Annotated in this window: 21 protein-coding genes; 13 read left to right on the top strand and 8 right to left on the bottom strand. The window is 62.2% G+C overall.

Annotated elements, in window-relative coordinates; all coding sequences use genetic code 11:
• Positions 1-7: 7 nt before the first annotated feature.
• The 6 genes from QQL85_RS01565 to QQL85_RS01540 all read left to right on the top strand — a co-directional run bounded on the left by QQL85_RS01565 (position 8) and on the right by QQL85_RS01540 (position 6,020).
• Entirely contained in the window at positions 8-976 is a 969-nt protein-coding gene (locus QQL85_RS01565) for an ABC transporter ATP-binding protein (RefSeq protein ID WP_284354893.1), read from the top strand.
• Positions 976-1,944 carry a peptide ABC transporter ATP-binding protein gene (locus tag QQL85_RS01560; RefSeq protein ID WP_284368760.1) on the top strand — a complete coding sequence of 323 codons (969 nt, stop codon included), beginning with the start codon at positions 976-978 and terminating at the stop codon, positions 1,942-1,944. Before QQL85_RS01565 ends, QQL85_RS01560 begins: the two co-directional genes overlap by 1 nt.
• A 289-nt stretch (positions 1,945-2,233) precedes the next feature.
• The gene (locus tag QQL85_RS01555; RefSeq protein ID WP_284354891.1) at positions 2,234-3,043 is read left to right on the top strand and encodes an AraC family transcriptional regulator; all 810 of its coding nucleotides are present in this window, start codon (positions 2,234-2,236) and stop codon (positions 3,041-3,043) included.
• Between the two features lie 64 nt (positions 3,044-3,107).
• Positions 3,108-4,514 carry an NAD(P)/FAD-dependent oxidoreductase gene (locus tag QQL85_RS01550; RefSeq protein ID WP_284354890.1) on the top strand — a complete coding sequence of 469 codons (1,407 nt, stop codon included), beginning with the start codon at positions 3,108-3,110 and terminating at the stop codon, positions 4,512-4,514.
• A gap of 32 nt (positions 4,515-4,546) precedes the next feature.
• Positions 4,547-4,888, top strand: coding sequence for a cupin domain-containing protein (locus QQL85_RS01545; RefSeq protein ID WP_284354889.1), 342 nt, complete (start codon positions 4,547-4,549; stop codon positions 4,886-4,888).
• A gap of 52 nt (positions 4,889-4,940) precedes the next feature.
• Positions 4,941-6,020 (top strand): polyamine ABC transporter substrate-binding protein, encoded by a 1,080-nt coding sequence (locus QQL85_RS01540; protein ID WP_284354888.1) that lies wholly within the window; start codon positions 4,941-4,943, stop codon positions 6,018-6,020.
• Between the two features lie 131 nt (positions 6,021-6,151).
• Here QQL85_RS01540 and QQL85_RS01535 read toward each other — a convergent pair whose 3' ends face one another.
• The 3 genes from QQL85_RS01535 to QQL85_RS01525 form a co-directional block, all read right to left on the bottom strand.
• Entirely contained in the window at positions 6,152-7,735 is a 1,584-nt protein-coding gene (locus QQL85_RS01535) for a peptide chain release factor 3 (RefSeq protein WP_284354887.1), read from the bottom strand.
• Positions 7,736-7,825: 90 nt separating this feature from the next.
• Positions 7,826-8,155 (bottom strand): helix-turn-helix domain-containing protein, encoded by a 330-nt coding sequence (locus QQL85_RS01530; protein WP_284354886.1) that lies wholly within the window; start codon positions 8,153-8,155, stop codon positions 7,826-7,828.
• The gene (locus QQL85_RS01525) at positions 8,148-8,504 is read right to left on the bottom strand and encodes a type II toxin-antitoxin system RelE/ParE family toxin (protein ID WP_284354885.1); all 357 of its coding nucleotides are present in this window, start codon (positions 8,502-8,504) and stop codon (positions 8,148-8,150) included. Before QQL85_RS01525 ends, QQL85_RS01530 begins: the two co-directional genes overlap by 8 nt.
• Positions 8,505-8,907: 403 nt before the next feature.
• Between QQL85_RS01525 and QQL85_RS01520 the strand changes: the two genes are divergently transcribed.
• The 4 genes from QQL85_RS01520 to QQL85_RS01505 are packed head-to-tail and all read left to right on the top strand — an operon-like array spanning position 8,908 to position 12,353.
• On the top strand, positions 8,908-9,621 hold the full coding sequence (locus QQL85_RS01520) for an ABC transporter permease (RefSeq protein WP_284354884.1): 714 nt from the start codon (positions 8,908-8,910) through the stop codon (positions 9,619-9,621).
• 13 nt (positions 9,622-9,634) lie between these two features.
• Positions 9,635-10,549 carry a glycine betaine ABC transporter substrate-binding protein gene (locus QQL85_RS01515; protein WP_284354883.1) on the top strand — a complete coding sequence of 305 codons (915 nt, stop codon included), beginning with the start codon at positions 9,635-9,637 and terminating at the stop codon, positions 10,547-10,549.
• On the top strand, positions 10,546-11,199 hold the full coding sequence (locus QQL85_RS01510; protein ID WP_027609536.1) for an ABC transporter permease: 654 nt from the start codon (positions 10,546-10,548) through the stop codon (positions 11,197-11,199). Before QQL85_RS01515 ends, QQL85_RS01510 begins: the two co-directional genes overlap by 4 nt.
• Entirely contained in the window at positions 11,196-12,353 is a 1,158-nt protein-coding gene (locus tag QQL85_RS01505; RefSeq protein WP_284354882.1) for an osmoprotectant ABC transporter ATP-binding protein OsmV, read from the top strand. Before QQL85_RS01510 ends, QQL85_RS01505 begins: the two co-directional genes overlap by 4 nt.
• Before the next feature lie 106 nt (positions 12,354-12,459).
• Here the strand turns inward: QQL85_RS01505 and QQL85_RS01500 are convergent, their stop codons facing one another.
• From QQL85_RS01500 to QQL85_RS01490, 3 genes are all read right to left on the bottom strand, one after another.
• Positions 12,460-14,889 carry a TonB-dependent siderophore receptor gene (locus QQL85_RS01500; RefSeq protein WP_284354881.1) on the bottom strand — a complete coding sequence of 810 codons (2,430 nt, stop codon included), beginning with the start codon at positions 14,887-14,889 and terminating at the stop codon, positions 12,460-12,462.
• A gap of 107 nt (positions 14,890-14,996) precedes the next feature.
• The gene (locus tag QQL85_RS01495) at positions 14,997-15,959 is read right to left on the bottom strand and encodes a FecR family protein (protein ID WP_284354880.1); all 963 of its coding nucleotides are present in this window, start codon (positions 15,957-15,959) and stop codon (positions 14,997-14,999) included.
• 20 nt (positions 15,960-15,979) lie between these two features.
• Positions 15,980-16,465 (bottom strand): sigma-70 family RNA polymerase sigma factor, encoded by a 486-nt coding sequence (locus QQL85_RS01490; protein ID WP_284354879.1) that lies wholly within the window; start codon positions 16,463-16,465, stop codon positions 15,980-15,982.
• A gap of 507 nt (positions 16,466-16,972) precedes the next feature.
• Here QQL85_RS01490 and QQL85_RS01485 point away from each other — a divergent pair.
• Positions 16,973-18,136, top strand: a complete 1,164-nt coding sequence (locus QQL85_RS01485) for a type III PLP-dependent enzyme (RefSeq protein WP_012270610.1) — start codon at positions 16,973-16,975, stop codon at positions 18,134-18,136.
• 157 nt (positions 18,137-18,293) lie between these two features.
• Here QQL85_RS01485 and QQL85_RS01480 read toward each other — a convergent pair whose 3' ends face one another.
• Both QQL85_RS01480 and QQL85_RS01475 read right to left on the bottom strand, forming a co-directional pair.
• Positions 18,294-19,043, bottom strand: a complete 750-nt coding sequence (locus QQL85_RS01480) for a tetratricopeptide repeat protein (RefSeq protein WP_284354878.1) — start codon at positions 19,041-19,043, stop codon at positions 18,294-18,296.
• A gap of 3 nt (positions 19,044-19,046) precedes the next feature.
• A complete protein-coding gene (locus tag QQL85_RS01475) occupies positions 19,047-19,727 on the bottom strand; it encodes a Fe2+-dependent dioxygenase (protein ID WP_284354877.1) in 681 nt (226 codons plus the stop codon).
• A gap of 222 nt (positions 19,728-19,949) precedes the next feature.
• Here QQL85_RS01475 and QQL85_RS01470 point away from each other — a divergent pair, with 222 nt between their 5' ends.
• Complete coding sequence (locus tag QQL85_RS01470) at positions 19,950-22,241, top strand: TonB-dependent receptor (RefSeq protein WP_284354876.1); 2,292 nt, start codon at positions 19,950-19,952, stop codon at positions 22,239-22,241.
• A 102-nt stretch (positions 22,242-22,343) separates the two neighbouring features.
• Complete coding sequence (locus QQL85_RS01465) at positions 22,344-24,899, top strand: sulfite reductase flavoprotein subunit alpha (protein ID WP_284354875.1); 2,556 nt, start codon at positions 22,344-22,346, stop codon at positions 24,897-24,899.
• Positions 24,900-24,993 lie beyond the last annotated feature (94 nt).

The following is a 24,993-nucleotide window of genomic DNA, read 5'->3' as shown; positions in this document are numbered from 1 at the left end:
GAACGCCATGTCACTGTTGCAGATCAACAACCTGAACGTGCGCTTCGGCGACGCCACTGCGGTACCGGTGGTCGATGGCCTGGACCTGACGGTGGAAGCCGGCGAGATCCTGGCCATCGTCGGCGAATCCGGCTCGGGCAAATCGGTCACCATGATGGCCGTGATGGGGCTGATCGACGCCCCCGGCCGCATCACCGCCGACACCCTCACCTTCGACGGCACCGACATGCTCAAGCTCAGCGGCCGCCAGCGGCGCAAGGTGGTGGGCAAGGACATCGCCATGGTCTTTCAGGACCCGATGACCGCGCTCAACCCGAGCTACACCGTGGGCTACCAGATCGAGGAAGTGCTGCGCCAGCACCTGGGGCTGAAGGGAAAAGCCGCTCGCCAGCGTGCCCTTGAGCTGTTGAAGAAGGTCGAGATCCCGGCTGCGGAAAGCCGCCTGGATGCTTACCCGCACCAACTGTCCGGCGGCATGAGCCAGCGCGTGGCGATCGCCATGGCCATCGCCGGCGAGCCCAAGCTGCTGATCGCCGACGAACCGACCACCGCGCTGGACGTGACCATCCAGGCGCAGATCATGGAGCTGCTGGTCAACCTGCAAAAAGAGCGCAACATGGCGCTCATCCTGATCACCCACGACCTCGCGGTGGTCGCCGAAACGGCCAGGCGCGTGTGCGTGATGTACGCAGGCCAGGCCGTGGAAGTAGGTCAGGTGCCTGAGTTGTTCGACGTGCCTGCCCACCCCTACAGCGAAGCCTTGCTGGCAGCGATCCCCGAGCACAGCATCGGCGCCGAACGCCTGGCCACCCTGCCCGGCATCGTCCCTGGCCGTTACGACCGCCCTGTCGGCTGCCTGTTGTCGCCGCGCTGCCCGTATGTACAGGACAACTGCCGTCACCAACGCCCGTCCCTTGATCCCCAGGTTCACAGCCTGGTGCGCTGCTTCTACCCGCTGAATCAGGAGGTGGCGTGATGGCCGTCGTTCTATCTGCCCGGGATCTGACCCGGCATTACGAAGTCTCCCGCGGGCTGTTCAAAGGCCATGCGCTGGTCCGTGCACTGAATGGTGTGTCGTTCGAGCTGGAAGCCGGCAAAACATTGGCCGTGGTTGGCGAGTCCGGCTGCGGCAAGTCGACCCTGGCCCGTGCCCTGACCCTGATCGAAGAACCATCGTCCGGCTCGCTGCAAATTGCCGGTACCGAGGTAAAAGGCGCCAGCAAAGCGCAGCGCAAGCAATTGCGCCGCGATGTGCAGATGGTGTTCCAGAGCCCCTACGCCTCGCTCAATCCACGACAGAAGATTGGTGACCAGCTGGCCGAGCCACTGCTGATCAATACGTCGCTGAGCAAGGCCGAACGCCGCGAAAAAGTGCAGAAGATGATGGAGCAGGTCGGCCTGCGCCCCAAGCACTACCAGCGTTATCCGCACATGTTCTCAGGTGGCCAGCGCCAACGTATCGCCCTGGCCCGAGCGATGATGCTGCAACCGAAAGTACTGGTAGCCGACGAGCCGACATCAGCACTGGATGTATCAATCCAGGCGCAGGTGCTGAACCTCTTCATGGATTTGCAGAAGGCGTTCAACACCGCCTATGTGTTCATCTCGCACAACCTGGCGGTGGTGCGGCATGTGGCCGATCATGTGCTGGTGATGTATCTGGGGCGGCCGGTAGAGATGGGCCCTAAAGAGGACATCTACGAGAAGCCGCTGCATCCCTATACCCAGGCACTGCTGTCGGCAACACCGGCCATTCACCCCGACCCGCTAAAGCCGAAGATCCGCATTGCCGGGGAGCTGCCCAACCCGCTTAACCCGCCGGATGGGTGCGCGTTCCACAAGCGTTGCCCGCATGCGACCGAGCGCTGTGCCAAGGAGGTGCCGGCGCTGCGGCAGGTGAGTACCCGGCAGGTGGCTTGCCACTATGCCGAGCAGTTTCTTTAGCTTTTAGATAGCCGGGGCCGCTGTGCGGCCCCGAGCTGTCAATGCATGAAGAACCAGATCAGGATAATCACTGGAATCGGTACCCCAATCATCCACAGCAGTATCGAGCGCATGGCCTTTCTCCTTGTGCGTTGTTGAAGAAATCCGGTGCAGCACCCGTGCCAGCTGTATCAAAAAAATTACTTTCAAAAGAAACAGATACTTACCCTAAAAGCCGCTTGATAAAGCCGTGCAAAATGCCAGATTCACACCCTTGCACCTGGGTGTTCTGCAATGCACTATCAGGTTCATGACCGCCACCACCCTCCCCGACGGCCCCGAGCAAACCCCGCTCACCGCCGACACTGTGCTGCGCTACCACCTGTGCTGGAAGCACCGCGACCTCGACGGCGTGATCGCGCTTTACCACCCCGACATCCAGTACCACGATTTTTTCCAGAACCGCGTGCTCGGCTATCAGGAACTGCGTGACTATGTACGGGCCTGCTTGCCCCATGAAGCCGGCGAAGACATCGTCCACAGCGACCGTATCCGCGTCGATGGCTGCACGGCGTTCATCCAGTACCAGGTCACGGTCCAGGGTGGCGATGGCCTGGTGGCGTTCCAGTCCAGCGAGGCGATCACCGTCAAGGACGGCCTGATCTGGCGCGTCAACGAATACGCCACGCTGGTCCGCCAGAACGGCAGCAGGCACGCCAGCGCTGGCCCGCGCCCTGCCACCAGCCGCCTGGGCCTGTCGCCACGCCAGCTGTCAACCATGGCCCAGGACCTGGAGCACTACTTCCAGCGCCAGCGCCCCTACCTGGACCCGGAGCTGGACCTGCAACAGGTGGCAGATGCCAGTGGCTACAGCCGCAACCAGATTTCCTACCTGCTCAACCAGGTGCTTGGGCAAAACTTCTACCGCTACGTCAACCAGGCTCGCTTGCAGCACCTGATGGCCAGCCTGAACGACGACAGCATCGAGGCGACGATTGACGAGTTGGCGTTCAGCGCCGGCTTCAATTCGCTGTCGGCGTTCTACAAGTGCTTCCGGGAACACACCGGCCTGACGCCCAAGGCGTACCTGAAGCAAATTTCCCTGCGTGCACGCACATAAGACAGCCGCCCGTACACACCACTAGGATCGCCCACAGACCTTGACGGATGTGGAGCTGAACCCGATGCAACCCTTGCGCACGCTCAGCCTGTGGATGGACCAGCTCGACGAGCCGTTGTGCGCCCGCCCGGCCCTGCGTGAAAACCTGGACGCGGATGTGTGCATCATCGGCGCCGGCTACACCGGCCTGTGGACGGCCTACTACCTCAAGCGCCAGGCGCCACAACTGAACATCGCGGTGATTGATGCCAACATCGCCGGCTTCGGCGCCTCGGGGCGCAACGGCGGCTGGCTGATGGGCAATCTGCTGGGTGAGGACCGCCTGCTGGCCACCCTGTCGCCACAACAGCGCCGTGCCAGCATCGACCTGCTGCATGGCATACCCGATGAGGTGCACAGCGTGCTGCAACGCGAAGGCATCGAATGCGACTATCGCAAAGGTGGTGTGCTGTACTGCGCCGCGCGCTACCCGGAACAGGAACGCAGCCTGCGCGCCTACCTCGACGACCTGTATCGCCAAGGCATGACCGAAGACGACTACCGCTGGCTGCGCCCCGAGCAACTGGACGCTCAGTTGCGGGTCAGCAATGCCTTTGGCGCCATCTACAGCCCGCACACTGCAACCATCCAGCCGGCCAAACTGGTGCGCGGCCTGGCGCGGGCGGTGGAAGCACTGGGCGTGCCAATCTACGAAAACACCCCGGCCATCGACTGGCAACCCGGCGAGGTGCGCACGCCACTGGCGCGGATTCGCTGTCAGTGGGTGGTGCCCGCTGTTGAAGGCTACGCCGCCAGCCTGCCGCCACTGGGCAAACACCAGCTGCCGGTACAGAGCCTGCTGGTGGCCACCGAACCGCTGCCGGAATCGACCTGGGAGCAGATCGGCCTGAGCCAGGGCCAGGCCTTCAGCGAGAGCAGCCGCCAGGTCACCTATGGCCAGCGCACCGCCGACAACCGCCTGGTATTCGGCGCACGCGGTGGTTACCGCTTCGGTGGCCGCCTGCGCGAAAACTTCAACCTCGACGAGCACGAAATCGAGCTGCGCCGCTACCTGTTCAGCGAGTTGTTCCCGCAGCTGAAACATGTGCGCATCACCCACTCCTGGGGCGGCAACCTGGGCATGGCCCGGCGCTTCCGCCCGCACATGCTGTGCGACCGCCAGCGTGGCATCGCGTTGGCCGGTGGTTACGGTGGTGAAGGGGTCGGCGCCACCAACCTGGGTGGCCGTACCCTGGCGGCGCTAATCCTCAACCAGCACAACGAAATGACCGCACAGCCCTGGGTACTCGACAACCGCCCGGTTTCCAGCCTGGCCAGTTGGCCACCCGAACCCTGCCGCTGGCTGGGCTACAACGCGATCATCCAAAGCTTCGTCCACGAGGACCGGACCCTCGCCAACCCCGCCAGTGCGCCCTGGAGGCGGCGCCTGGCCAGCTCGCTTGCAGACTTCATGGAAGGCTTCATGCACTGACTTCCCTTTCCCCGACACAGGATCCACCAGTCATGAGCATCACCCAGTTCAAAAACACCCACAGCGTTGCGCTGGAAAGCACCAACCCGGTCGCAGTACCGCTTGGCGACCGCGTGGCCGTGACGTCGGTTACCTGCGTGGAACGCAGCGATGGCGTAGAAACCGGCATCTGGGAGTGCACCCCCGGGCGCTGGCGACGGCAGATCGTGCAACAGGAGTTCTGCCATTTCATCAAAGGCCGCTGCACGTTCACGCCCGACGGTGGCGAACCCCTGGTCATAGAAGCCGGAGACGCACTGATGCTACCCGCCAACAGCACCGGCACCTGGGACATCCAGGACACCGTGCGCAAGACCTACGTCCTTATTTTCTGATCCGCTGATCGCCTGCCTTCGATAACAACAGACAAAGCAAGGTAACCCCGACATGCGCACGCTCCTTCTCGCTCCCCTGATGCTGGCCGCCAGCGTGGCCGGCGCCGCCGAAACAGTGAAGATCTACAACTGGTCCAGCTACGTCGCCCCCGACACACTGAAGCACTTCCAGCAAGCCAGCGGCATCGTGCCCACCTACGACGTGTACGACAGCAACGAAACCCTCGACGGCAAGCTGATGACCGGCAACTCCGGCTACGATGTGGTGTTCCCCTCCAACCACTTCATGGCCCGGCAGATCCAGGGCAAGGCCCTGAAGCGTCTGGACAAGTCGCAGCTGCCCAACTGGCAAAACCTCAACCCGGTTCTGCTCAAGGCACTGGAGGTGAACGACCCGGGCAACCAGTATGGTTTCCCGTACCTGTGGGGCAGTACCGGCATCGGCTACAACATCGACAAGGTCAAGGCGGTGCTTGGCGACAACGCGCCGGTGGATTCGTGGGACCTGATCTTCAAGCCCGAGTACATGAGCAAGCTGAAGAGCTGCGGGGTTGCCGTGCTGGATAACGGCCCCGAGCTGCTGCCGATTGCCCTGCACTACCTGGGCCTGCCGCACCACAGCCAGAACCCGGCTGACTACGAAAAGGCCAAGGCACTGCTGATGCAGGTGCGGCCGTACATCAGCTACTTCCATTCATCGAAGTACACCGGCGACCTGGCCAATGGCGATATCTGTGTGGTGGTGGGCTTCTCGGGGGATGTGCTGCAAGCGAAAAACCGTGCCGAAGAAGCGAAGAACGGGGTGAAGGTGGGCTATTCGATACCCAAGGAAGGCGCCCCCATGTGGTTTGACATGGTGGCCATGCCGGCCGATGCACCGGACGAAAAAGCCGGGTATGCCTACATGAACTACCTGCTGCAGCCGGATGTGATGGCCAACATCAGCAACCATGTGCAGTACGCCAACGGTAACCTCAAGGCGGACGGGCTGGTGGAGCCGGCCATGAAGGGCAATACGATGATTTACCCGAGCGAAGACATGATGGGCAAGTTGTATGCGTTGGAAGCGATGCCGGCAAAGATTGACCGCATCAGAACCCGCATCTGGACCAGCATCAAGGCCGGGAACTAATCTGGGGCCGCTTTGCGGCCCTTCGCGGGCAAGCCCGCTCCCACAGGCTGCTCACCACTCCAGAAAGTTGTGTAGTACTTGTGGGAGCGGGCTTGCCCGCGAAGGGCTGCAAAGCAGCCCCAATCAAGCAATCAGTGGTGCTCGCGGGTAGCGCGGAACTTGACGTCCGGCCAGCGCTCTTCCATCAGCGCCAGGTTGACCCGGGTCGGCGCCAGGTAGGTCAGGTGCCCGCCACCGTCGATAGCCAGGTTCTCCATGGCCTTGGTCTGGAATTCCTCGAGCTTCTTCTTGTCATCGCAGCTGATCCAGCGAGCCGACCACACGGTGATCGGCTCGTAGGCGCATTCGACCTTGTACTCTTCCTTCAGCCGGCTGGCGACCACATCGAACTGCAGCACACCGACCGCACCGAGGATGATGTCGTTGCTGCGCTCCGGGAAGAACACCTGGGTCGCGCCTTCTTCGGCCAGCTGCTGCAGGCCCTGGCGCAGCTGCTTGGACTTGAGCGGGTCCTTCAGGCGCACGCGGCGGAACAGCTCCGGGGCGAAGTGCGGAATACCGGTGAAGCCCAGCGCTTCGCCTTCGGTGAAGGTATCGCCAATCTGGATGGTGCCGTGGTTGTGCAGGCCGATGATGTCGCCGGCAAAAGCTTCATCCAGCTGCTCGCGCTCGGAGGAGAAGAAGGTCAGCGCGTCACCGATGCGCAAGTCCTTGCCGGTACGCACATGGCGCATCTTCATGCCCTTCTCGTACTTGCCCGAGCAAATGCGCATGAAAGCGATACGGTCGCGGTGTTTCGGGTCCATGTTCGCCTGGATCTTGAACACGAAGCCTGTGAACTTCTCTTCCACCGGCTCTACGGTACGCTCGTGGGCGACACGGGCCAGCGGGCGCGGCGCCCAGTCGACAACGGCATCGAGCACATGGTCGACACCGAAGTTGCCCAGTGCCGTACCGAAGAACACCGGGGTCAGTTGGCCATTGATGAACTCGTCCTGATCGAACTCATGGCATGCACCCTGTACCAGCTCGAGCTGTTCGAGGAAGCGATCATATTCGTCACCCAGGTGCGCGCGGGCTTCATCGGAGTCGAGCTTCTCGATGATCTTCACCTCGGTACGCTCATGGCCGTGGCCCGGGGTGTAGACGATGATGTAGTCACCTTTCAGGTGGTACACACCCTTGAAGTCACGGTAGCAACCAATCGGCCAGGTGATCGGCGCAGCCTTGATCTTCAGAACGGCTTCGATCTCGTCGAGCAGTTCGATCGGGTCGCGGATGTCACGGTCGAGTTTGTTGATGAAGCTGACGATTGGCGTATCGCGCAGGCGACACACGTCCATCAGGGCGATGGTACGCGGCTCGACACCTTTACCGCCGTCGAGCACCATCAGCGCCGAGTCCACTGCGGTCAGGGTGCGGTAGGTGTCTTCCGAGAAGTCTTCGTGGCCGGGGGTGTCGAGCAGGTTGATCATGTGCTCGCGGTACGGGAACTGCATCACCGAGGTGGTGATGGAGATGCCGCGCTGCTTCTCCATTTCCATCCAGTCGGAGGTGGCGTGGCGGTCGGACTTGCGCGACTTCACGGTACCGGCGACGGCAATGGCCTTGCCCATCAGCAGCAGCTTCTCGGTGATGGTGGTCTTACCGGCGTCGGGGTGGGAAATGATTGCGAAAGTGCGGCGCTTCGCGACTTCGGCGGCCTGGTTGGTCATGGGAAATCGCCTGACTGGGGGATTTAAAAGGGGCGATATCATACCTGAAGTTGGGCGGGGACGAAAATCTGATCCCCGCCCGCTGGTCAATCACGCGCGTTTTGCCTGATCCTCACAAAAACCGTCAAGCGTGACAGGTGGACGGCCAGGCATATGAGCAACAAGCTCCAGAGTACCGCCCAGTGCCTCCACATAGCTGCGCAGGGTCGAAATCAACATGTCGCTGCGGCTTTCCACCTTGGAGATGTTGCCCTGACGAATATCCAGGCGCTCTGCCAAACTTTCCTGCGTGAACTCAAGCTGTTTACGCAATGCCTGGAGTGTCATTTCTTCACGAATCAACTGGCGCCCCAGCGCCTCCACACGCTCCCTGCGCTCAGGGGACAATTCACTCATGACCTCATCGAGTGTTTTAGACATTTTTCTCACCTCTCGAAAGGTGGTTGGCAAAACGAGTGTCTGCTCGGTTTATCAACCGCTGATAAAACTTGTGCTGCCCAATCCCGGCCTTGTCGCCAGCCACCAGGATGACTGCCTGGCGGTATGGATCAAATGCAAATGCTACCCGCCATACCGCATTACGCTCGGTGAACCTCAGTTCCTTCATATTCGGATATTGGGATCCATTCAACGTATCAACATGTGGCCGTCCGAGCGAAGGTCCTGAGGACTGCAGTAAACGCAGATGACCAAGCAGTCGCTCCTGAACACCTTTATCCATCGCTTCGAAATCGCTAATGAACTCGTCACAGAACCTGATCGTCCACATCGACAAAATACCTCCTAAGGAATATTCCCTCAAGCAAATACTGGAAAATTCCAGAAGGTAATTTTGTCCATCGGCATAATCAGATCGATATCAGGTAAACCAACGCCTACAAGTAAGAATATCGATTTTTTTTCGTGCGAATTTTCGCGTCATCCAGTGATTAACACTGGCCAAATGCCGCCTCAGATGGGAACCTTTACGCCCACGGAGACGTCCACTCCCCTGCAACCCGCTTCGGTTGGGGACTGGTTTCATCAGCATTTTCGGGCCCGACGGGGTTCGGCTCATGGCCTGATCGCAGCCTTCGGCGTGCGTCACGCTGCTACTCGCGAACACACCAACCGCCGCCAGGACTGGCCGGCAAAAAAGAAGTGTGCTCGCCGACAACACAAGGAGTCCGCCTGTGGCTAAACGCTACGGTAAAGGGCTGTTGGGATGCGCCACCGTGCTCGTCATCCTGGCCCTGCTGATCCACTGGATCGGCATCGACACGATCGCGCGTTATCGCGGCGATCTTGGGTTCTACCTGCAAGCGCACCTGGTGCTGGTGCTGGCTTCGATGGCGGCGGCGTTGGCCGTGGGCATCCCGGCTGGCATTGCGCTCAGTCGACCGCACCGGGTCGACAAAGCCGAGCGCTTCATGCAGTTCTTCAACGTTGGCAACACCATCCCTCCCCTGGCCGTTCTGGCCATCGCGCTCAGTATCCTGGGCATCGGCGCCGGGCCTGCGATCTTCGCGCTGTTCCTCGCCTCCCTCCTGCCCATCGTGCGCAACACCTACGAGGGCCTGAAAAACGTACCCGCCTCGCTCAAGGAAGCCGCCACCGGCATCGGCATGACCCCGCGCCAGCAACTGTGGCAGGTGGAACTACCCAATGCCGTGCCGATCATCATCGGCGGTGTGCGCGTGGCCCTGGCGTTGAATGTGGGCACCGCGCCCCTGGCGTTCCTGATCGGCGCCAACAGCCTGGGCAGCCTGATTTTCCCCGGCATCGCCCTGAACAACCAGCCACAACTGCTGCTAGGTGCTGCCTGCACCGCGCTGCTGGCGCTGGTGCTGGATGCGGCGGTGAGTTTCTCCAGCAAGCGCTGGCTGGAACGTGGCCTGGCCCAATAAGGATAGGGAACGTATGAAGAAAAGAATCGCCTTGCTGCTGGGCGCGGCCCTGCTGTTCGCAGGATTTGCCCAGGCAGCGGAAAAACCGCTGATCCGCATCGGCGCGCGGGTGTTCACCGAACAGACCGTGCTCGCCGAAATCACCGCGCAGTACCTGCGTACCAACGGCTTCGACGTGCGCGTCACCACCGGCCTGGGCAGCAACATCGCGCGCCAAGCCCAGGAGACCGGCCAGCTCGACCTGATGTGGGAATACACCGGCGTTTCGCTGGTGTCGTACAACCACATCGACGAGCGCATGCCCAGTGCCGAAGCCACCTTCGCCAGGGTAAAGGTGCTGGATGCAAAGAAAGACCTGATCTGGCTGGCCCCGTCGAAGTTCAGCAACACCTACGCGCTGGGCCTGCCTAAGCAAGTGGCCGAGGCCTACCCGCAGGTGAACACCATCAGCGACCTCAAGCAGGTGCTGCGTGACGAAAGCCAGCGTACCCACCTGGTGGCGCTGGATACCGAGTTCGCCAACCGCCCCGACGGCCTGGTCGGCCTGCGCGAGATGTACGGCCTGCCGCTGGACCGGCGCAACATCCGCCAAATGGACGGAGGGCTGGTGTACACGGCCATGCGCAACAACCAGGTGTTCGCCGGCCTGGTGTACACCACCGACGGCCGCCTGAACGCCTTCGACCTCAAGCTGCTGGAGGACGACAAGCATTACTTCCCCGACTACACCGCCGCCCCGGTGGTGCGCAAAGCCGTGCTCGACGCCAACCCGCAGCTGGCCGGCCTGCTCAAGCCGCTGGCCGAACAGCTGGATGACGAAACCATGCGCCAGCTCAACGCCAAGGTCGACGTCGAACACCAGAACCCGACCGCCGTTGCCGCCGCCTTCCTGCGTGAGCACCCACTGAACAGCGAGGGCCAGCCATGAACCTGATCGATACCTTCAGCCACCTGGACTGGGCCCAGGTGCTGCAACTGACTTGGCAGCACATCATGCTGGTAGGTGTTGCCGTGGGCCTGGCGATCCTCGTCGGAGTGCCATTGGGCATCCTCATGACCCGCTTTCCGGCACTCGCTGGCCCACTACAAGCCAGCGCCACGGTGCTGCTGACCATTCCCTCGATTGCCCTGTTCGGCCTGTTGCTGCCGTTCTATTCCAAGTTCGGCCAAGGCCTTGGACCACTCCCGGCGATCACTGCCGTGTTCCTGTATTCGCTGCTGCCGATCATGCGTAATACCTACCTCGCCCTGACCAATGTCGAACCCGGCATCCGCGAAGCGGCGCGTGGCATCGGCATGACGTTCGGCCAGCGCCTGCGCATGGTCGAGCTGCCCATCGCGGTGCCGGTGATCCTCGCCGGCGTGCGCACCGCCGTGGTGATGAACATCGGCGTCATGACCATCGCCGCCACCATCGGCGCCGGCGGCTTGGGCGTGCTCATCCTCACCTCCATCAGCCGCAGCGACATGTCGATGCTGCTGGTCGGCGCCGTATTGGTCAGCCTGCTGGCCATCATCGCCGACCTGCTGCTGCAAACCCTGCAACGTGCCCTGACTCCAGAAGGACTGCGCTCATGATCGAACTCAAGAACCTCAGCAAAACCTTCAACGTCAACGGCAAGGACGTCAAAGCCGTCGACTCGGTAAGCCTCACTGTGAATGAAGGCGAGATCTGCGTGTTCCTCGGCCCGTCGGGCTGCGGCAAGAGCACCACGCTGAAAATGATCAACCGCCTGATCACGCCCACCTCGGGCCAGGTGTTCATCAATGGCGAAGACACCACCGGGCTGGACGAAGTGACCTTGCGCCGACATATCGGCTATGTGATCCAGCAGATCGGCCTGTTTCCCAACATGACCATCGAAGAGAACATCACCGTGGTACCGCGCCTGCTCGGCTGGGACAAGCAAGCGTGCCACGAGCGCGCGCGCGAGCTGATGCACATGATCAAACTGGAACCCAAGCAGTACTTGCAGCGCTACCCACGCGAGCTGTCCGGTGGCCAGCAGCAGCGCATCGGCGTGATCCGTGCCCTGGCGGCGGAAGCCCCGGTACTGTTGATGGACGAGCCGTTCGGCGCGGTCGACCCGATCAACCGCGAAATGATCCAGAACGAGTTCTTCGAGATGCAGCGGGCGCTGAACAAGACCGTGATCATGGTCAGCCACGATATCGACGAAGCGATCAAGCTGGGCGACAAGATTGCCATCTTCCGCGCTGGCAAGCTGTTGCAGCTGGACCATCCGGACACCCTGCTGGCGCACCCGGCGGATGAGTTCGTCAGCAACTTCGTTGGCCAGGACAGCACTCTCAAGCGCCTGCTGCTGGTGCGTGCCGAGGATGCGGCGGACAACGCGCCGTCGGTAAGCCCCGAAAGGCCGGTCAGCGATGCACTGGAATTGCTGGATGAGCACGATCGCCGCTATGTGGTGGTGACCGATGCACAGAACAAGGCGCTGGGGTATGTGCGCCGTCGCGACATGCATCGCCAGCAAGGCACCTGTGGTGACTTCCTGCGACCGTTTAATGCCACGGCGTCGCATGACGAGCACTTGCGCATCCTGCTGTCGCGCATGTACGAGTTCAACCGGGCGTGGTTGCCGGTGCTGGATGCCGAGCAGGTGTTCTTGGGCGAGGTGACGCAGGAGTCGATTGCGGCTTACCTGAGCTCGGGGAGGTCGCGGGGGGCGAAGACTTCGATCGTGTCGCCGGCTGAAGCAGTGATTTCCTGAACCGGCCTCTTCGCGGGCAAGCCCGCTCCCACAGGGTCGGCACATGCCTCAGGGGCAGCGCTGTACCTGTGGGAGCGGGCTTGCCCGCGAATCAGGCGACGCGGTGTCAGAACCCTACACTGGCCTGCACATAGAAGGTCCGCGGCTCACCCACATAAATGCCGGCATTGTTGTCGCTGGAACGGGTGAAGTACTGTTTGTCGAACAGGTTCTTAACCCCCGCCGCCAGCTTCAGGTTGGACATCTCTGGCCCGAACTCATACCCACCACGGGCATGCCAGGTCACATAACCCGGAATATCACCATACTGCCCATCGGCACTCGGTTCGGTAATGTAGTCACCGTTGAAGCTGCCATCGGCATTGATCCCGGTACCCGGCGCACGCTGCTTGGATTGGGCGTAGGCGTCCAGGTTCCAGGTCCAGCGATTGACCGCGTAACGCACGCCGGCAGTGGCCACCTGACGTGAATAGAATGGCAAGTCACGGCCCTTGAAGCCCGGGATCTCACCTTCATAGGTGGCGCGGGTAAAGGTGTACCCACCACTCACCGACAGCCCTTCCAGACGCGGGTCCAGCCCGGCCAGGTCGTAGCGCACCGAGGCCTCGATGCCCTGATGCTTGGTCGCTCCGAGGTTGGTCCAGCCCACATCGTTGCTGATGTATTGCAGTTCGTCATCGAAGTCGATGTAGAACGCGGTCAGCTCACCGGCAAAGCCGCCATCGTCATAGCGCGTGCCGATTTCGTAGGTCTTGGCCTTTTCCGGCTCCAGGCCATTGGCCGTGCTGTTGCCGGTACCGCCCTGGCCCAGCTGGAAGTACTGCAGGCTGCCGAACGAGGTTTCGTAGTTGGCGAACACCTTCCACGCGTCGGAGAGGTGGTACATCACGCTCAGCGCCGGCAGCGGCTCGTTGCTGGTGATGCTGCGCTTCTTCTCCGCTACCAGGCGGTTGTTGGCATCCAGCACCGGGCGGTCGCGCCAGTCAGTGTTGATGTGCTCGAAGCGGATGCCCGGGGTGATGGTCCAGTTGCCCACGTCGATCTTGTCATCAATGTAGTAGGCGCTGGCCTCGGTGCCTCCGCTACGGTCCTGGAACACATGGCCGTCTGAGGTTGGAGTAACGGTGGGCACGTTGTCGATCAGCGCCAGGCGGGTCGATTGCTCACGCATCGCTTCTTTCAGGTAGCGATAACCTACGCTGACCTCCTGGGTAGTCGGGCCGGCAAAGAAGATACGCGACACTCGCGGCTCAATCGCGAAGGTATGGTAGTTGCGCGGGTACGACGACAAGGTCTTCATGTCACGCGAAGCGATGGCGCTGCCGCGGAAGCTGTCGGTGTAGTAGGTCAGCACTTCGAACTGGGTGGCATCGTCGAGTTGGCGCTGCCACTTGAACGACACGTCCTTGCGCCGCCCGGCGAAGTAGTCGTAGTCGCGCAGTGACTGGTAGGGGTTGCTGTCGTACTGAGCCTGGGTCAAGCCACCCGGCATGTCGGCGCGGCCATCGTAGTAATGGAAATTGAGCCAGAACTCGTCGACGTCGGTGGGTGCCCAGTGTGTTTTGAGGATCACGTCATCGATGTCGTTGCCGTTGTTGCTTTCACGGTAACCGTTGCCGTTCACCCCGGTGTACAGCAGCGCCACGCCCATGCCGTTGTCTGCCGTGCCGCCGGCGAAGGCCGACTCGGTGTGCTTCCAGCCGCCGTGCTGGGAGGTTTCCAGGGTGGTGGACAGTTCCGCCGACGCCTTTTCCGGAATCGCCCGGGTGACGAAGTTGATCACCCCGCCGACGTTCTGCGGGCCATAGCGTACCGAGCCGGCACCACGGACCACGTCGATGCTGTCAAGGTTGCCCGAGGAAATCGGCGCCATCGACAGCTGCGGCTGGCCATACGGCGCGAAGGCAGCCGGGATGCCATCGATCAGCACCGTGGAACGCGGCGACAGGCGCGAGGTGAGGCCGCGCACGCCGACGTTCAGCGACAGGTCGCTGCCGCCGGTGCCATTGGAGTCCTGTACCTGCACACCCGGAATGCCGCGCAGCACGTCGCGCACGTTCATCGCGCCCTTCTCCACCATCGCCTCACGGCGTACCACGGTGCGCGCGCCCGGATGGTTCTGTACCACGCTCTGTTGGGCATCGCCCAGCCAGTCACCGACTACCTTGATGTCGGTAGGCGCCAGCTCCAGGCTGCCACTGCCCAGGTCAAGGGTAGTCGGCAGCGGCTTTACCACGACGGTGTCCTGGGACATCTCGAAGGTCAGCCCGCTGCCTTGCAGCAACTGTTGCAGCGCCTGCACCGGCGCCAGGTTGCCGGACACCGCCGGGGCCTGCTTGCCTGCGACCAGCTCAGGGCTGAAGAACAGCTGCAGGTTGGTCTGCTGGCCAAGCTGGTTCAGCGCCGAACCCAGCGGTTGAGCCTGAATCTGGATGGCATCGCCGGCCTGTGCAGCCTGGCTGTTGACGGCCACGGCACTGACCGCCAGGGCCAGCGCCAAGGCGCGAAAGCGTGGGAAAGGCTTGTTGTTGTTCACGTCGTCGAAACTTCCTGAATGCGGAATAAACGCCAACCGCGTGCAAATGGAAATGCTTGGCAGTTGCAGCTGGCGAGGAAGACGAACGAGCGGAAAAAAACCTGAATCTATTTCGCGATTATTTCGCGGGAACCGTCTTCATGGGCCTTGATGGCCACCGGCAGGATGCTCGGCAGGGCCCGCAACAGGGCGTCGGTATCATCGGTACTGAAGGTGCTGGACAGGCGTAACTGGGCGACTTTGCCGGGGACAACCCGCAACGGCTGGCTGCGGTAGCGCGAGGCTTCGGCTACCACTTCGGCGAGGGTGGCGTTATCGAACACCAGCTTGCCCTGGCGCCAGGCGGTCACGGCAGCCGCATTGACGGCATAAGGTGCGGTCACCACGCCTTGTGCATCTATATGCGACCCCTGGCCAGCCGTGAGCTGCGCCAGCGACGGCCCCTTGCCCTGCACACGCACAGCGCCCTGCTCAACCGCTACCCGAGTGCTGGCCGTGTCCATGCGCACGTCGAAGCGGGTACCGGTTACCGTCACGCGGCCCTGGGCAGTGTCGACCACGAACGGCCTGGCACTGTCATGGGCGACGCTGAACATCACCTCGCCAGCACTCAGGCGGATATGCCGCTGGCCAGCGCTGAAGTCGACCTGCAGCTGTGTGTTGCCATTGAGTTCGAGGTGCGTGCCATCCGGCAGATCGACCTGACGGCGTTCATTAAAGGCCGTGTGCAAGCTGTCCTGGTGGTTCAGTTGCTGGTAGTGCCAGCTCCCCCACCCCAGGCCCACTGCCAACACCGCTACACTGGCGGCCAGGGCCTGGCGCACGAAGCGCCGGCGCGGCAACTGCTGCACCGGGTCGGGTTGGCACAGCGCTTCAAGACGCTGGCGGGGAATGAAGCTGGTGGCCTGCCACACACGGCTGAGGTGTTCATACTCTTCCCGGTGACGCTCGTCGCTCGCCAGCCAGGCATGCAACTGCTTTTGCAGCCCGGCATCCCGAGGCGCATCCTGCACGCGGGCAAACCATGCGGCCGCCTGCTCGCGGACGGTATCGGTACCGTGCTGTTTCATCGAAAAGGTCTCCTGACTCATCATGCCGACACATCCAGCTGCTCACGCAGGTGCCGGAGCGTGCGGATCATATACTTTTCGACCATGTTCTTGCTCAAACCCATGCGCTCGGCGATCTCCGCCTGGGTCAGGCCTTCGAGCTTCTGCCAGATGAACACCTGTCGGCAGTTGAGCGGCAACTCGGCCAGCGCCCGCTCGACGCTGTCGGCCAGCTCCAGGGCATGTACATAAGCCTCCGGGTCGCCGCTGCCGCTACTGCCCTCATCGAAAGCCTCCAGCTCCAAGGCCTGGCGGCGGTCTTCGCGGCGGAAGCCATCCACGGCAATGTTGCGTGCGGTCTGGTGCAAATAGGCGCGCGGCTGCTCAACCTGTTCGCGCGGGTTTTCCAGTACCCGGACAAAGGCATCGTGGGTGAGGTCCTCGGCCTGCTGACGACTGCGCAACTTGCGCGTCCAGGTGCCGATCAGCTCATGGTAGTGGTCGAGGAAGCCTTTGTGTCCAGACACGGTCGGGGGTCATCAGGGAGGCAGACAAGGGTGCGAATAGTAATGTTTCTCACTAAAACCAGCAAATCCGTCAGTCGGTAACAAAAAATTTATGCGCAATTTCCTGTACATGGGTACCAGGAAAATGTGGCCATAAATATGAACACCTCTGGCCTTTTCGCGGGCAAGCCCACCCCCACAGGAATGGCGCGATCCCTGTAGGAGCGGGCTTGCCCGCGATAGGTGCCACGCGGTCTATTCCACAATATTTAACGCTGCAAACATCGCAGGGAACATCAGCCGGTCACATGGGTCGGTTATTCAAATGGCTGGTCGTCGATCCACGCCGATCACGCCCGGATTACCTGTTGATTCTGCATTCTTCACGCCCTAAAGTGCGCGCCGAACGTCCATGCTGGAAACGATCCATCCGGCTCAAGTACTGAGTAGGCGAACCAAAGTGGGGATACGGAGGACGTTCAGTTTGCAGCCACTTATTCTTTCAGTTTGCCCATGGAGTCCCTGAGCATGTCGATCCAGGTCGAAGACTATTTCGCGCGTGACACCTTCCAGAAAATGAAGGCGTTCGCCGACAAGCAGGAAACCCCGTTCGTACTCATCGATACCCAGATGATCAGCCAGGCCTATGACGACCTGCGCGCCGGTTTTGAATTCGCCAAGGTGTACTACGCGGTCAAGGCCAACCCGGCCGTCGAAATCATCGACCTGCTCAAAGAGAAAGGTTCGAGCTTCGACATCGCCTCGATCTACGAGCTGGACAAGGTGATGGACCGTGGCGTCAGCGCCGACCGCATCAGCTACGGCAACACCATCAAGAAGTCCAAGGATATCCGCTACTTCTACGAGAAGGGCGTGCGCCTGTACGCCACCGACTCGGAAGCCGACCTGCGCAACATCGCCAAGGCCGCACCGGGCTCGAAAGTGTATGTGCGTATCCTGACTGAAGGTTCCACCACGGCTGACTGGCCGCTGTCCCGCAAGTTCGGCTGCCAGACCGACATGGCCATGGACCTGCTGATCCTCGCCCGTGACCTGGGCCTGGTGCCTTACGGCATCTCCTTCCATGTGGGCTCGCAGCAGCGTGACATCAGCGTGTGGGACGCCGCCATCGCCAAGGTCAAGGTGATATTCGAGCGTCTGAAAGAAGAAGACGGCATCGAGCTGAAGCTGATCAACATGGGTGGCGGCTTCCCGGCCAACTACATCACCCGTACCAACAGCCTGGAAACCTACGCCGAAGAGATCATCCGCTTCCTGAAGGAAGACTTCGGTGACGAGCTGCCGGAAATCATCCTGGAGCCAGGCCGTTCGCTGATTGCCAACGCCGGTATCCTGGTCAGCGAAGTGGTGCTGGTTGCGCGCAAGTCGCGTACCGCTGTCGAGCGCTGGATCTACACCGACGTGGGCAAGTTCTCTGGTCTGATCGAAACCATGGACGAAGCCATCAAGTTCCCGATCTGGACCGAGAAGAAAGGCGAAGCCGAAGAAGTGGTCATCGCCGGCCCGACCTGCGACAGCGCCGACATCATGTACGAAAACTACAAGTACGGCCTGCCGCTGAACCTGGCCATCGGTGACCGCCTGTACTGGCTGTCGACCGGTGCCTACACCACCAGTTACAGCGCAGTGGAATTCAACGGCTTCCCGCCGCTGAAGGCTTACTACCTGTAATGCAAAACGGGGCCGCAAGGCCCCGTTTTCATTTGTGTACTGTCAGTGCCGGCCTCTTCGCGGGCAAGCCCGCTCCCACAGGAATAGCGCTACCCTCAGCTATGTCACCGTACCTGTGGGAGCGGGCTTGCCCGCGAAGAGGCCGGCACCGTCGACATCATGCTTCGCGCCGGTCGATCTCTTCGGCATACCGCGCCGCAAAGGCCATCAACACCGGCCCCGCGCCCTGTAGGGTCACCAACGCAGCGCGCAGGAAATTCATGTTCCCCTCAACCCGCGCCTGCTCCAGCCACTGCCCGGCCTCCGCCATCTGCCCACGCTCGACCAGCACCAGCGCCAAACTGAACATCCCGCGAAAATCCCCCGCCTCGGCCGAGCGCCGATACCAGCGCACCGCCCGCGCCGGGCTGGGCGCCGTTGCAATGCCCTGCTCCAGGTAACGCCCGTACAGGTTCATCGACTTGGCATGCCCCAGCTGCGCAGCCTTCTCGTAACACATCAGTGCCTGCGCCTGGTTGGCCGGCACCCCACGCCCGGTGGCCAACAGGTTGCCCAGATTGTAAAGGCCCCAGTCCAGCCCCGCGTCGGCGGCACGCGCATAGTGAATGGCCGCCTGCGTCAGGCTCGGCTCACCGCCCCAACCATGCTCCAGACAACGCCCGAGCATGTTGTGCGCCATGGCGCTGCCGCCCTCTGCCGCAATGCCAAACCAACGCCGGGCCACGGTGGCATCCTCCTGGATACCTCGCCCATCCAGCAGAATCTGCCCCAGCAACAACTGCGCTTCGACCGCGCCCTGCCCCGCCGCCGCCAGAATCGCTTGCGCGGCCTTGCCGGGGCTTTCCTCGAGCATGGCCTGCAAGCCGGCCACATCCACCACTTCCTCACGTCGCAACTGATAAGACACGGCTCAGACCTCGGCCCAGCGGCGCAGCAGGTTGTGGTAGGTGCCGGTCAATTGCAGCAGCGAAGGATGGTCCGGCACATCGGCAGTCAGCTGCTGGATGGCATTGTCCATTTCGAACAGCAACGCCCGCTGGCTGTCTTCGCGCACCAGGCTCTGGGTCCAGAAAAACGCGGCGTAACGCTGGCCACGGGTCACCGGGTTGACCTTGTGCAGGCTGGTGCCGGGGTACAGCACCAGGTCACCGGCCGCCAGCTTGATCTGCTGCACGCCATAGGTGTCCTGGATCACCAGCTCACCGCCGTCGTAGCTGTCCGGGTCGCTGAGGAACAGCGTGGAAGACAGGTCGGTACGCACCCGCTCCGGGCTGCCCTTCGGCTGGCGCAGGGCGTTGTCGATGTGAAAGCCGAAGTTGCCGCCTTCGCGGTAGCAGTTGATCAGCGGCGGGAACACCTTGTGTGGCAAGGCCGCCGACATGAAACGTGGGGTTTTCCACAGGCGGTCGATCAGCGCGCTGCCAATCTCCTTGGCCAGCGGGTGCCCTTCCGGCAACTGCAGGTTGTGCTTGGCCTTGGCCGACTGGTAGCCGGCCGTAACCTTGCCGTCGGCCCAGTCGGCCTGCTCCAGCGCCTCGCGGATACGGGCCAGCTCATCAGCGTCGAACAGGCCTGGGATGTGAAGCAGCATGGCAGCAGCACCGTTAGGAAATGTTAAGGCGCCAATGATATTGATTCCCTTTTGCGCGACACAAGCCCCATTCGCCGCTTAAGACGTTTCAGCCGCATGAAACCGTAAAGGCAAATTGTAAAGATTGTAAATTCTTCACGAATGGTAACGACTCTCAATTGTGAGTCACAATTGCTTACATTAAGATCCGCCGCCTCAACACCTTGGGGAAGGTCCTAAGCAATGCGCCAGTACGTACCATCTGCAGTGAGCTCACCACGCCTGATCGTGTCTGCCATCGGTGTCGCCCTTAGCGCCACGTCGGTCTACGCCGCCGACCCGGCCGCCAACAGCGCCATTACCCTCGACGCCACCAGCGTCAATGGCAAGGCTGAACAAGCCAGCACCGATTACAAGGTCGAGAAGGCCGCCTCGCAGAAGTACACCGCGCCGCTGGTGGACACCCCGCGCTCGGTTACCGTGATCCCGCAGCAAGTGATCAAGGACACCAATGCCTTGACCCTGCAGGACGCACTGCGCACTGTGCCGGGCATCACGTTCGGCGCCGGCGAAGGCGGCAACCCGCAAGGCGACCGCCCATTCATCCGTGGCTTCGACGCCCAGGGCGATACCTACCTGGACGGCGTGCGTGACACTGGCGCGCAAACCCGCGAAATCTTCGCCATCGAGTCGGTGGAAGTGGCCAAGGGCCCTAACTCGGCCATCGGTGGCCGTGGCGCTGCCGGCGGTACCATCAACCTGGTGAGCAAGCGCGCGCACCTTGGCAACTCGCTGGACGGTGCCTGGACCTGGGGCAGCGACCAGACCCAGCGCTACACCTTCGATGGCAACTACCAGTTCAGCGATACCGTTGCCGGCCGCCTGAACCTGATGACCCACGAAAGCAACGTCGCCGGCCGCGACAAGGTCAACTACGACCGTTGGGGTATCGCCCCGTCGCTGGCCTTCGGCCTGGGCACGCCAACCCGCGTCAACCTTGACTACTACCACCTGGAAAGCGACGACCTGCCGGATTCTGGCATCCCTTACACCATCCCGACCAACGGCAGCGCCGGGCGCACCTCGGCGCACCCGAGCAAACCGAATGACGGCGGCGACAGCGACAACTTCTACGGCCTGACCGGTCGCGACTTCCGCAAGAGCCGCGTGGACATCGCCACCTTCGCCATCGAGCACGACCTGACCGACGCGCTGACCATCAAGAACACCCTGCGTCACGGCAACAGCATGCAGGACTACATCCTGACCCAGCCTGACGACAGCAAGGGCAACGTCAATAACGGCAGCGTATGGCGCCGGGCCAACACCCGTGTGGGCAACACCGCTACCACCACCAACCAGACCGACCTGTTTGGCGAGTTCTACGTCGGTGGCCTGAAGAACAGCTTCTCCACCGGTATCGAACTGAGCCGCGAAGAAAGCGAGCGCTCCAGCTACACCGTTGACACCGACACCGTCCCAGGCGGCAGCGCCAATACCAACTGCACCCCGGGCATGATCGGCGCCACCAGCGGGTACAACTGCACCTCGCTGAGCAACCCGAACCCGGATGACCCGTGGAACGGCACCATCTCGCGCAACTACGCTGGCACCACCACCAACAGCAAGACCCGCGCGATCTATGTATTCGACACCCTGGAGCTGACCCCCGAGTGGCTGGTCAACATGGGCCTGCGATACGACCACTTCGACACCGACTACAAAACCTACAACGCCGCTGGCACCACCACTGCCAAAGGCAACGACGTCAGCGAGTTCGTGACCGGCCAACTGGGTCTGGTGTGGAAGCCGGCCGAAAACGGCAGCATCTACGTGTCCTACGCCACCTCCGCTACGCCACCAGGCGCCATGCTCGGCGAAGGTACCGAAGGCAACCCGCTGGGTGGCACACCTGACCGCAACGGGAATCTGCTGGCCAGCGATATGGAGCCGGAAGAAACCACCAACTACGAGATCGGCACCAAGTGGAACCTGCTGGACGAGCGCCTGTCTCTGGCTGCGGCGCTGTTCCGCACCGAGAAAGAAAACGCCCGGGTACAGGTCAACACCAACACCTACGAGAACGTCGGTGAAACCCGCGTGCAAGGTATTGAACTGTCTGCCAGCGGCAAGCTGACCGACAAATGGCAGGTGTTCGCCGGCTACACCTACATGCAGGCACGCCAGATCGACGGCGGCCCGCTGGGCAAGGCCAACGACGGCAACCAGCTGCCGAACACGCCAAACAACAGCGCCAGCCTGTGGACCACTTACGCGATCACACCAAAGCTGACCATCGGTGGTGGTGCGTTCTATGTGGATGACGTGTACGGCAGCGTGGCCAACACCACCATGGTCGACAGCTACGTCCGCTACGACGCCATGGCCGCCTACAAGCTGACCAAGAACGTCGACCTGCAGCTGAACGTGCAGAACCTGACCAACGAGGTGTACTACGACAAGGCCTTCTCCACCCACTTCGCCAACCAGGCGGCCGGGCGGACTGCACTGTTGACCACCAGCGTTCACTTCTAAAGCCGCAACCCAAAGCCCCGTTCATTCCAGTGAGCGGGGCTTTTGCGTATCACGGCATAATGCACGCCGCGCAGGTAGCGGCAGCAACACAAGGTGAGAGATGTGGTGAAGAAGACGCTGTTCCAATTGCACTGGTTCTTTGGCATCACCGCTGGCCTGGTGCTGGCCTTGATGGGCATCACCGGGGCCTTGTATTCGTTCCAGGAAGAACTGCTACGCGCATCCAATGCCGATGTGCTCAAAGTAGAAGTGCGCGCCGACGGCGTGCTGCCACCAGCCGAACTGGTGCAGCGGGTCGAAGCCCAGCAACACGACAAGGTGTCGATGCTGTGGGTCGACGTGCGTGAAGGCAACGCCGCACGGATCTTCTTCATGCCGCCACCCGGCGAACGCCGTGGCGAGCTGCGCTATGCCGACCCGTACACCGGGGAACTCAAAGGCGACGTGGCCGGGCAAGGCTTCTTCAACCTCATGCTCAACCTGCACCGTTTCCTGGCCATGGGCGACACCGGCCGGCAGATTACCGGTGCCTGCACCCTGATGCTGGTGTTCTTCTGCCTCTCCGGCCTGTACCTGCGCTGGCCGCGCAAGGCGCTGGACTGGCGCACCTGGCTGACCTTCGACTGGGCCAAGAAAGGCCGTGCCTTCAACTGGGACCTGCACGCCGTGGCCGGTACCTGGTGCCTGCTGTTCTATCTTCTGTTCGCCCTGACCGGGTTGTTCTGGTCCTATGAATGGTACCGCGAAGGGCTGAACAAGCTGCTGGCCGACGCGCCAGCCGCCGGCCAGCAGCAGAAACGCGGCGAAGGCCGTGGCCGCCACGGGCCGCAGAAAGGCGACAAGAACGCCCCGCCACTGGTGGTCGACTACGACGCGATCTGGGCCAACCTCAAAGACGCTGCCGGCCCAGGCCTGGCCATGTATAACCTGCGCCTGCCGCCGGCGGGTGGCCAGCCTGCCAACCTGTTCTACTTGCTGGACAACGCCGATCACCCGCGCGCATTCAACACCCTGGTGCTGGACCCCGCCACCGGACAGGTCAAAAACCACGACCGCTACACCGACAAGTCCTTCAAGGCCCAGCTGCTGCAGAGCGTCTACGCCCTGCACGTTGGTGAATACTTCGGCCTGCCGGGCCGCATCATCGTCACCATCGCCAGCCTGACCATGCCGCTGTTCTTCGTCACCGGCTGGCTGCTGTACCTTGACCGCCGCCGCAAGAAGCGTCAGGTGCGCGAGGCGCGTGGCAACGTTGCCAGCAACAATGGCGGCGGCGAAAGCTGGCTGATCGGCTTTGCCAGCCAAAGTGGCTTTGCCGAGCAACTGGCCTGGCAGAGCGCCGGGCAGCTGCAAGCAGCGGGCATGCCGGTACAGGTGCGCGCCCTGGCCGAACTGGGTGAAAACGACCTTCGCCAAGCCCGCCGCGCGCTGTTCGTGGTCAGCACCTTCGGCGACGGCGAAGCCCCCGACAGCGCCCGCGCCTTCGAGCGCAAGGTGCTTGGCCAACCTTGGGCGCTGAACAACCTCAGCTACGCTGTACTCGCCCTCGGCGACCGCCAGTATCCGCACTTCTGCGGCTTCGCCCGCCGCTTGCAGGCATGGCTGGGTGAGCGCGGCGCCAGCAGCGCGTTCAGCCGGGTGGAAGTGGATAATGCCGATCAGGCAGCGCTGCAGCAGTGGCAGCAAGAACTGGCGCAACTGACCGGCGCCCAGCCGGTGGCCGCCTGGCAGACGCCAAGCTTTGGCAACTGGTCACTGGTGCGCCGCGAACTGTTGAACCCTGGCAGCCAGGGGCAGCCGGTGTACCTGCTTGGCTTGCAACCGCAAGCGCCTGCCAGCTGGGAGGCCGGCGACCTGGTGGAGATCCTGCCGCTCAATGGCCAACCCCGTGTCGACGCTTTCCTCAATGGCCTGGCGCTAGACACCAGCGCCAAGGTGCAGGTGAATGGCCTGAGCGAAACCCTGGCCCAGGCCCTCGCTGGCCGCCAGTTGCCGGCACGCCGTGATCACTTGATCGGCTTGCAGCCGCAGGCGTTGATCGATGCACTGGTGCCGATCGGCAGCCGCGAATACTCCATCGCCTCGATCGCCAGCGATGGCGTGCTGGAGCTGATCGTGCGCCAGGAACGCCATGCCGATGGCCACCTGGGCCTGGGCTCGGGCTGGCTGACCGAGTACCTGCCGCTGAACGGCACCTTGAGCCTGCGCCTGCGGCGTAACAGCGGCTTCCACCTGCCGGAAAGTGCTGCACCGATGATTCTGATCGGTAACGGCACCGGTCTGGCCGGCCTGCGTAGCCTGATCCGGGCGCGGGTGAATGCTGGCGAGCAGCGTAACTGGCTGCTGTTCGGCGAGCGTAACCGGGCGCATGACCTGCTGTGTGGCGATGAGCTGCAAGGTTGGCTGGAAAGCGGTGATCTGGTACGGCTGGGCCTGGCGTTCTCGCGGGATCAGGCCGAGAAGGTGTATGTGCAGGATGTGTTGCTGCAGCAGGCCGAGGAGTTCAAACGCTGGGTGGCGGATGGCGCCTGTGTGTATGTCTGCGGCAGCCTGCAAGGCATGGCTGCGGGGGTGGATGCAGCGCTCAACGGCATGCTTGGGGAAGCTGCGGTACAGCAGCTGATCGAGGATGGGCGGTATCGGCGGGATGTGTACTGATACTGGCCTGAGCGAGCAACGCATCACCTGTAGGAGCGGCCTTGTGTCGCGAAAGGGCCGCAAAGCGGCCCCAGCAATACATGCATCACCGCCG

The organism is Pseudomonas putida (assembly GCF_030159595.1).
GTDB lineage: Bacteria > Pseudomonadota > Gammaproteobacteria > Pseudomonadales > Pseudomonadaceae > Aquipseudomonas > Aquipseudomonas putida_AC.
This window is presented reverse-complemented; position numbering and strand designations above follow the sequence as displayed.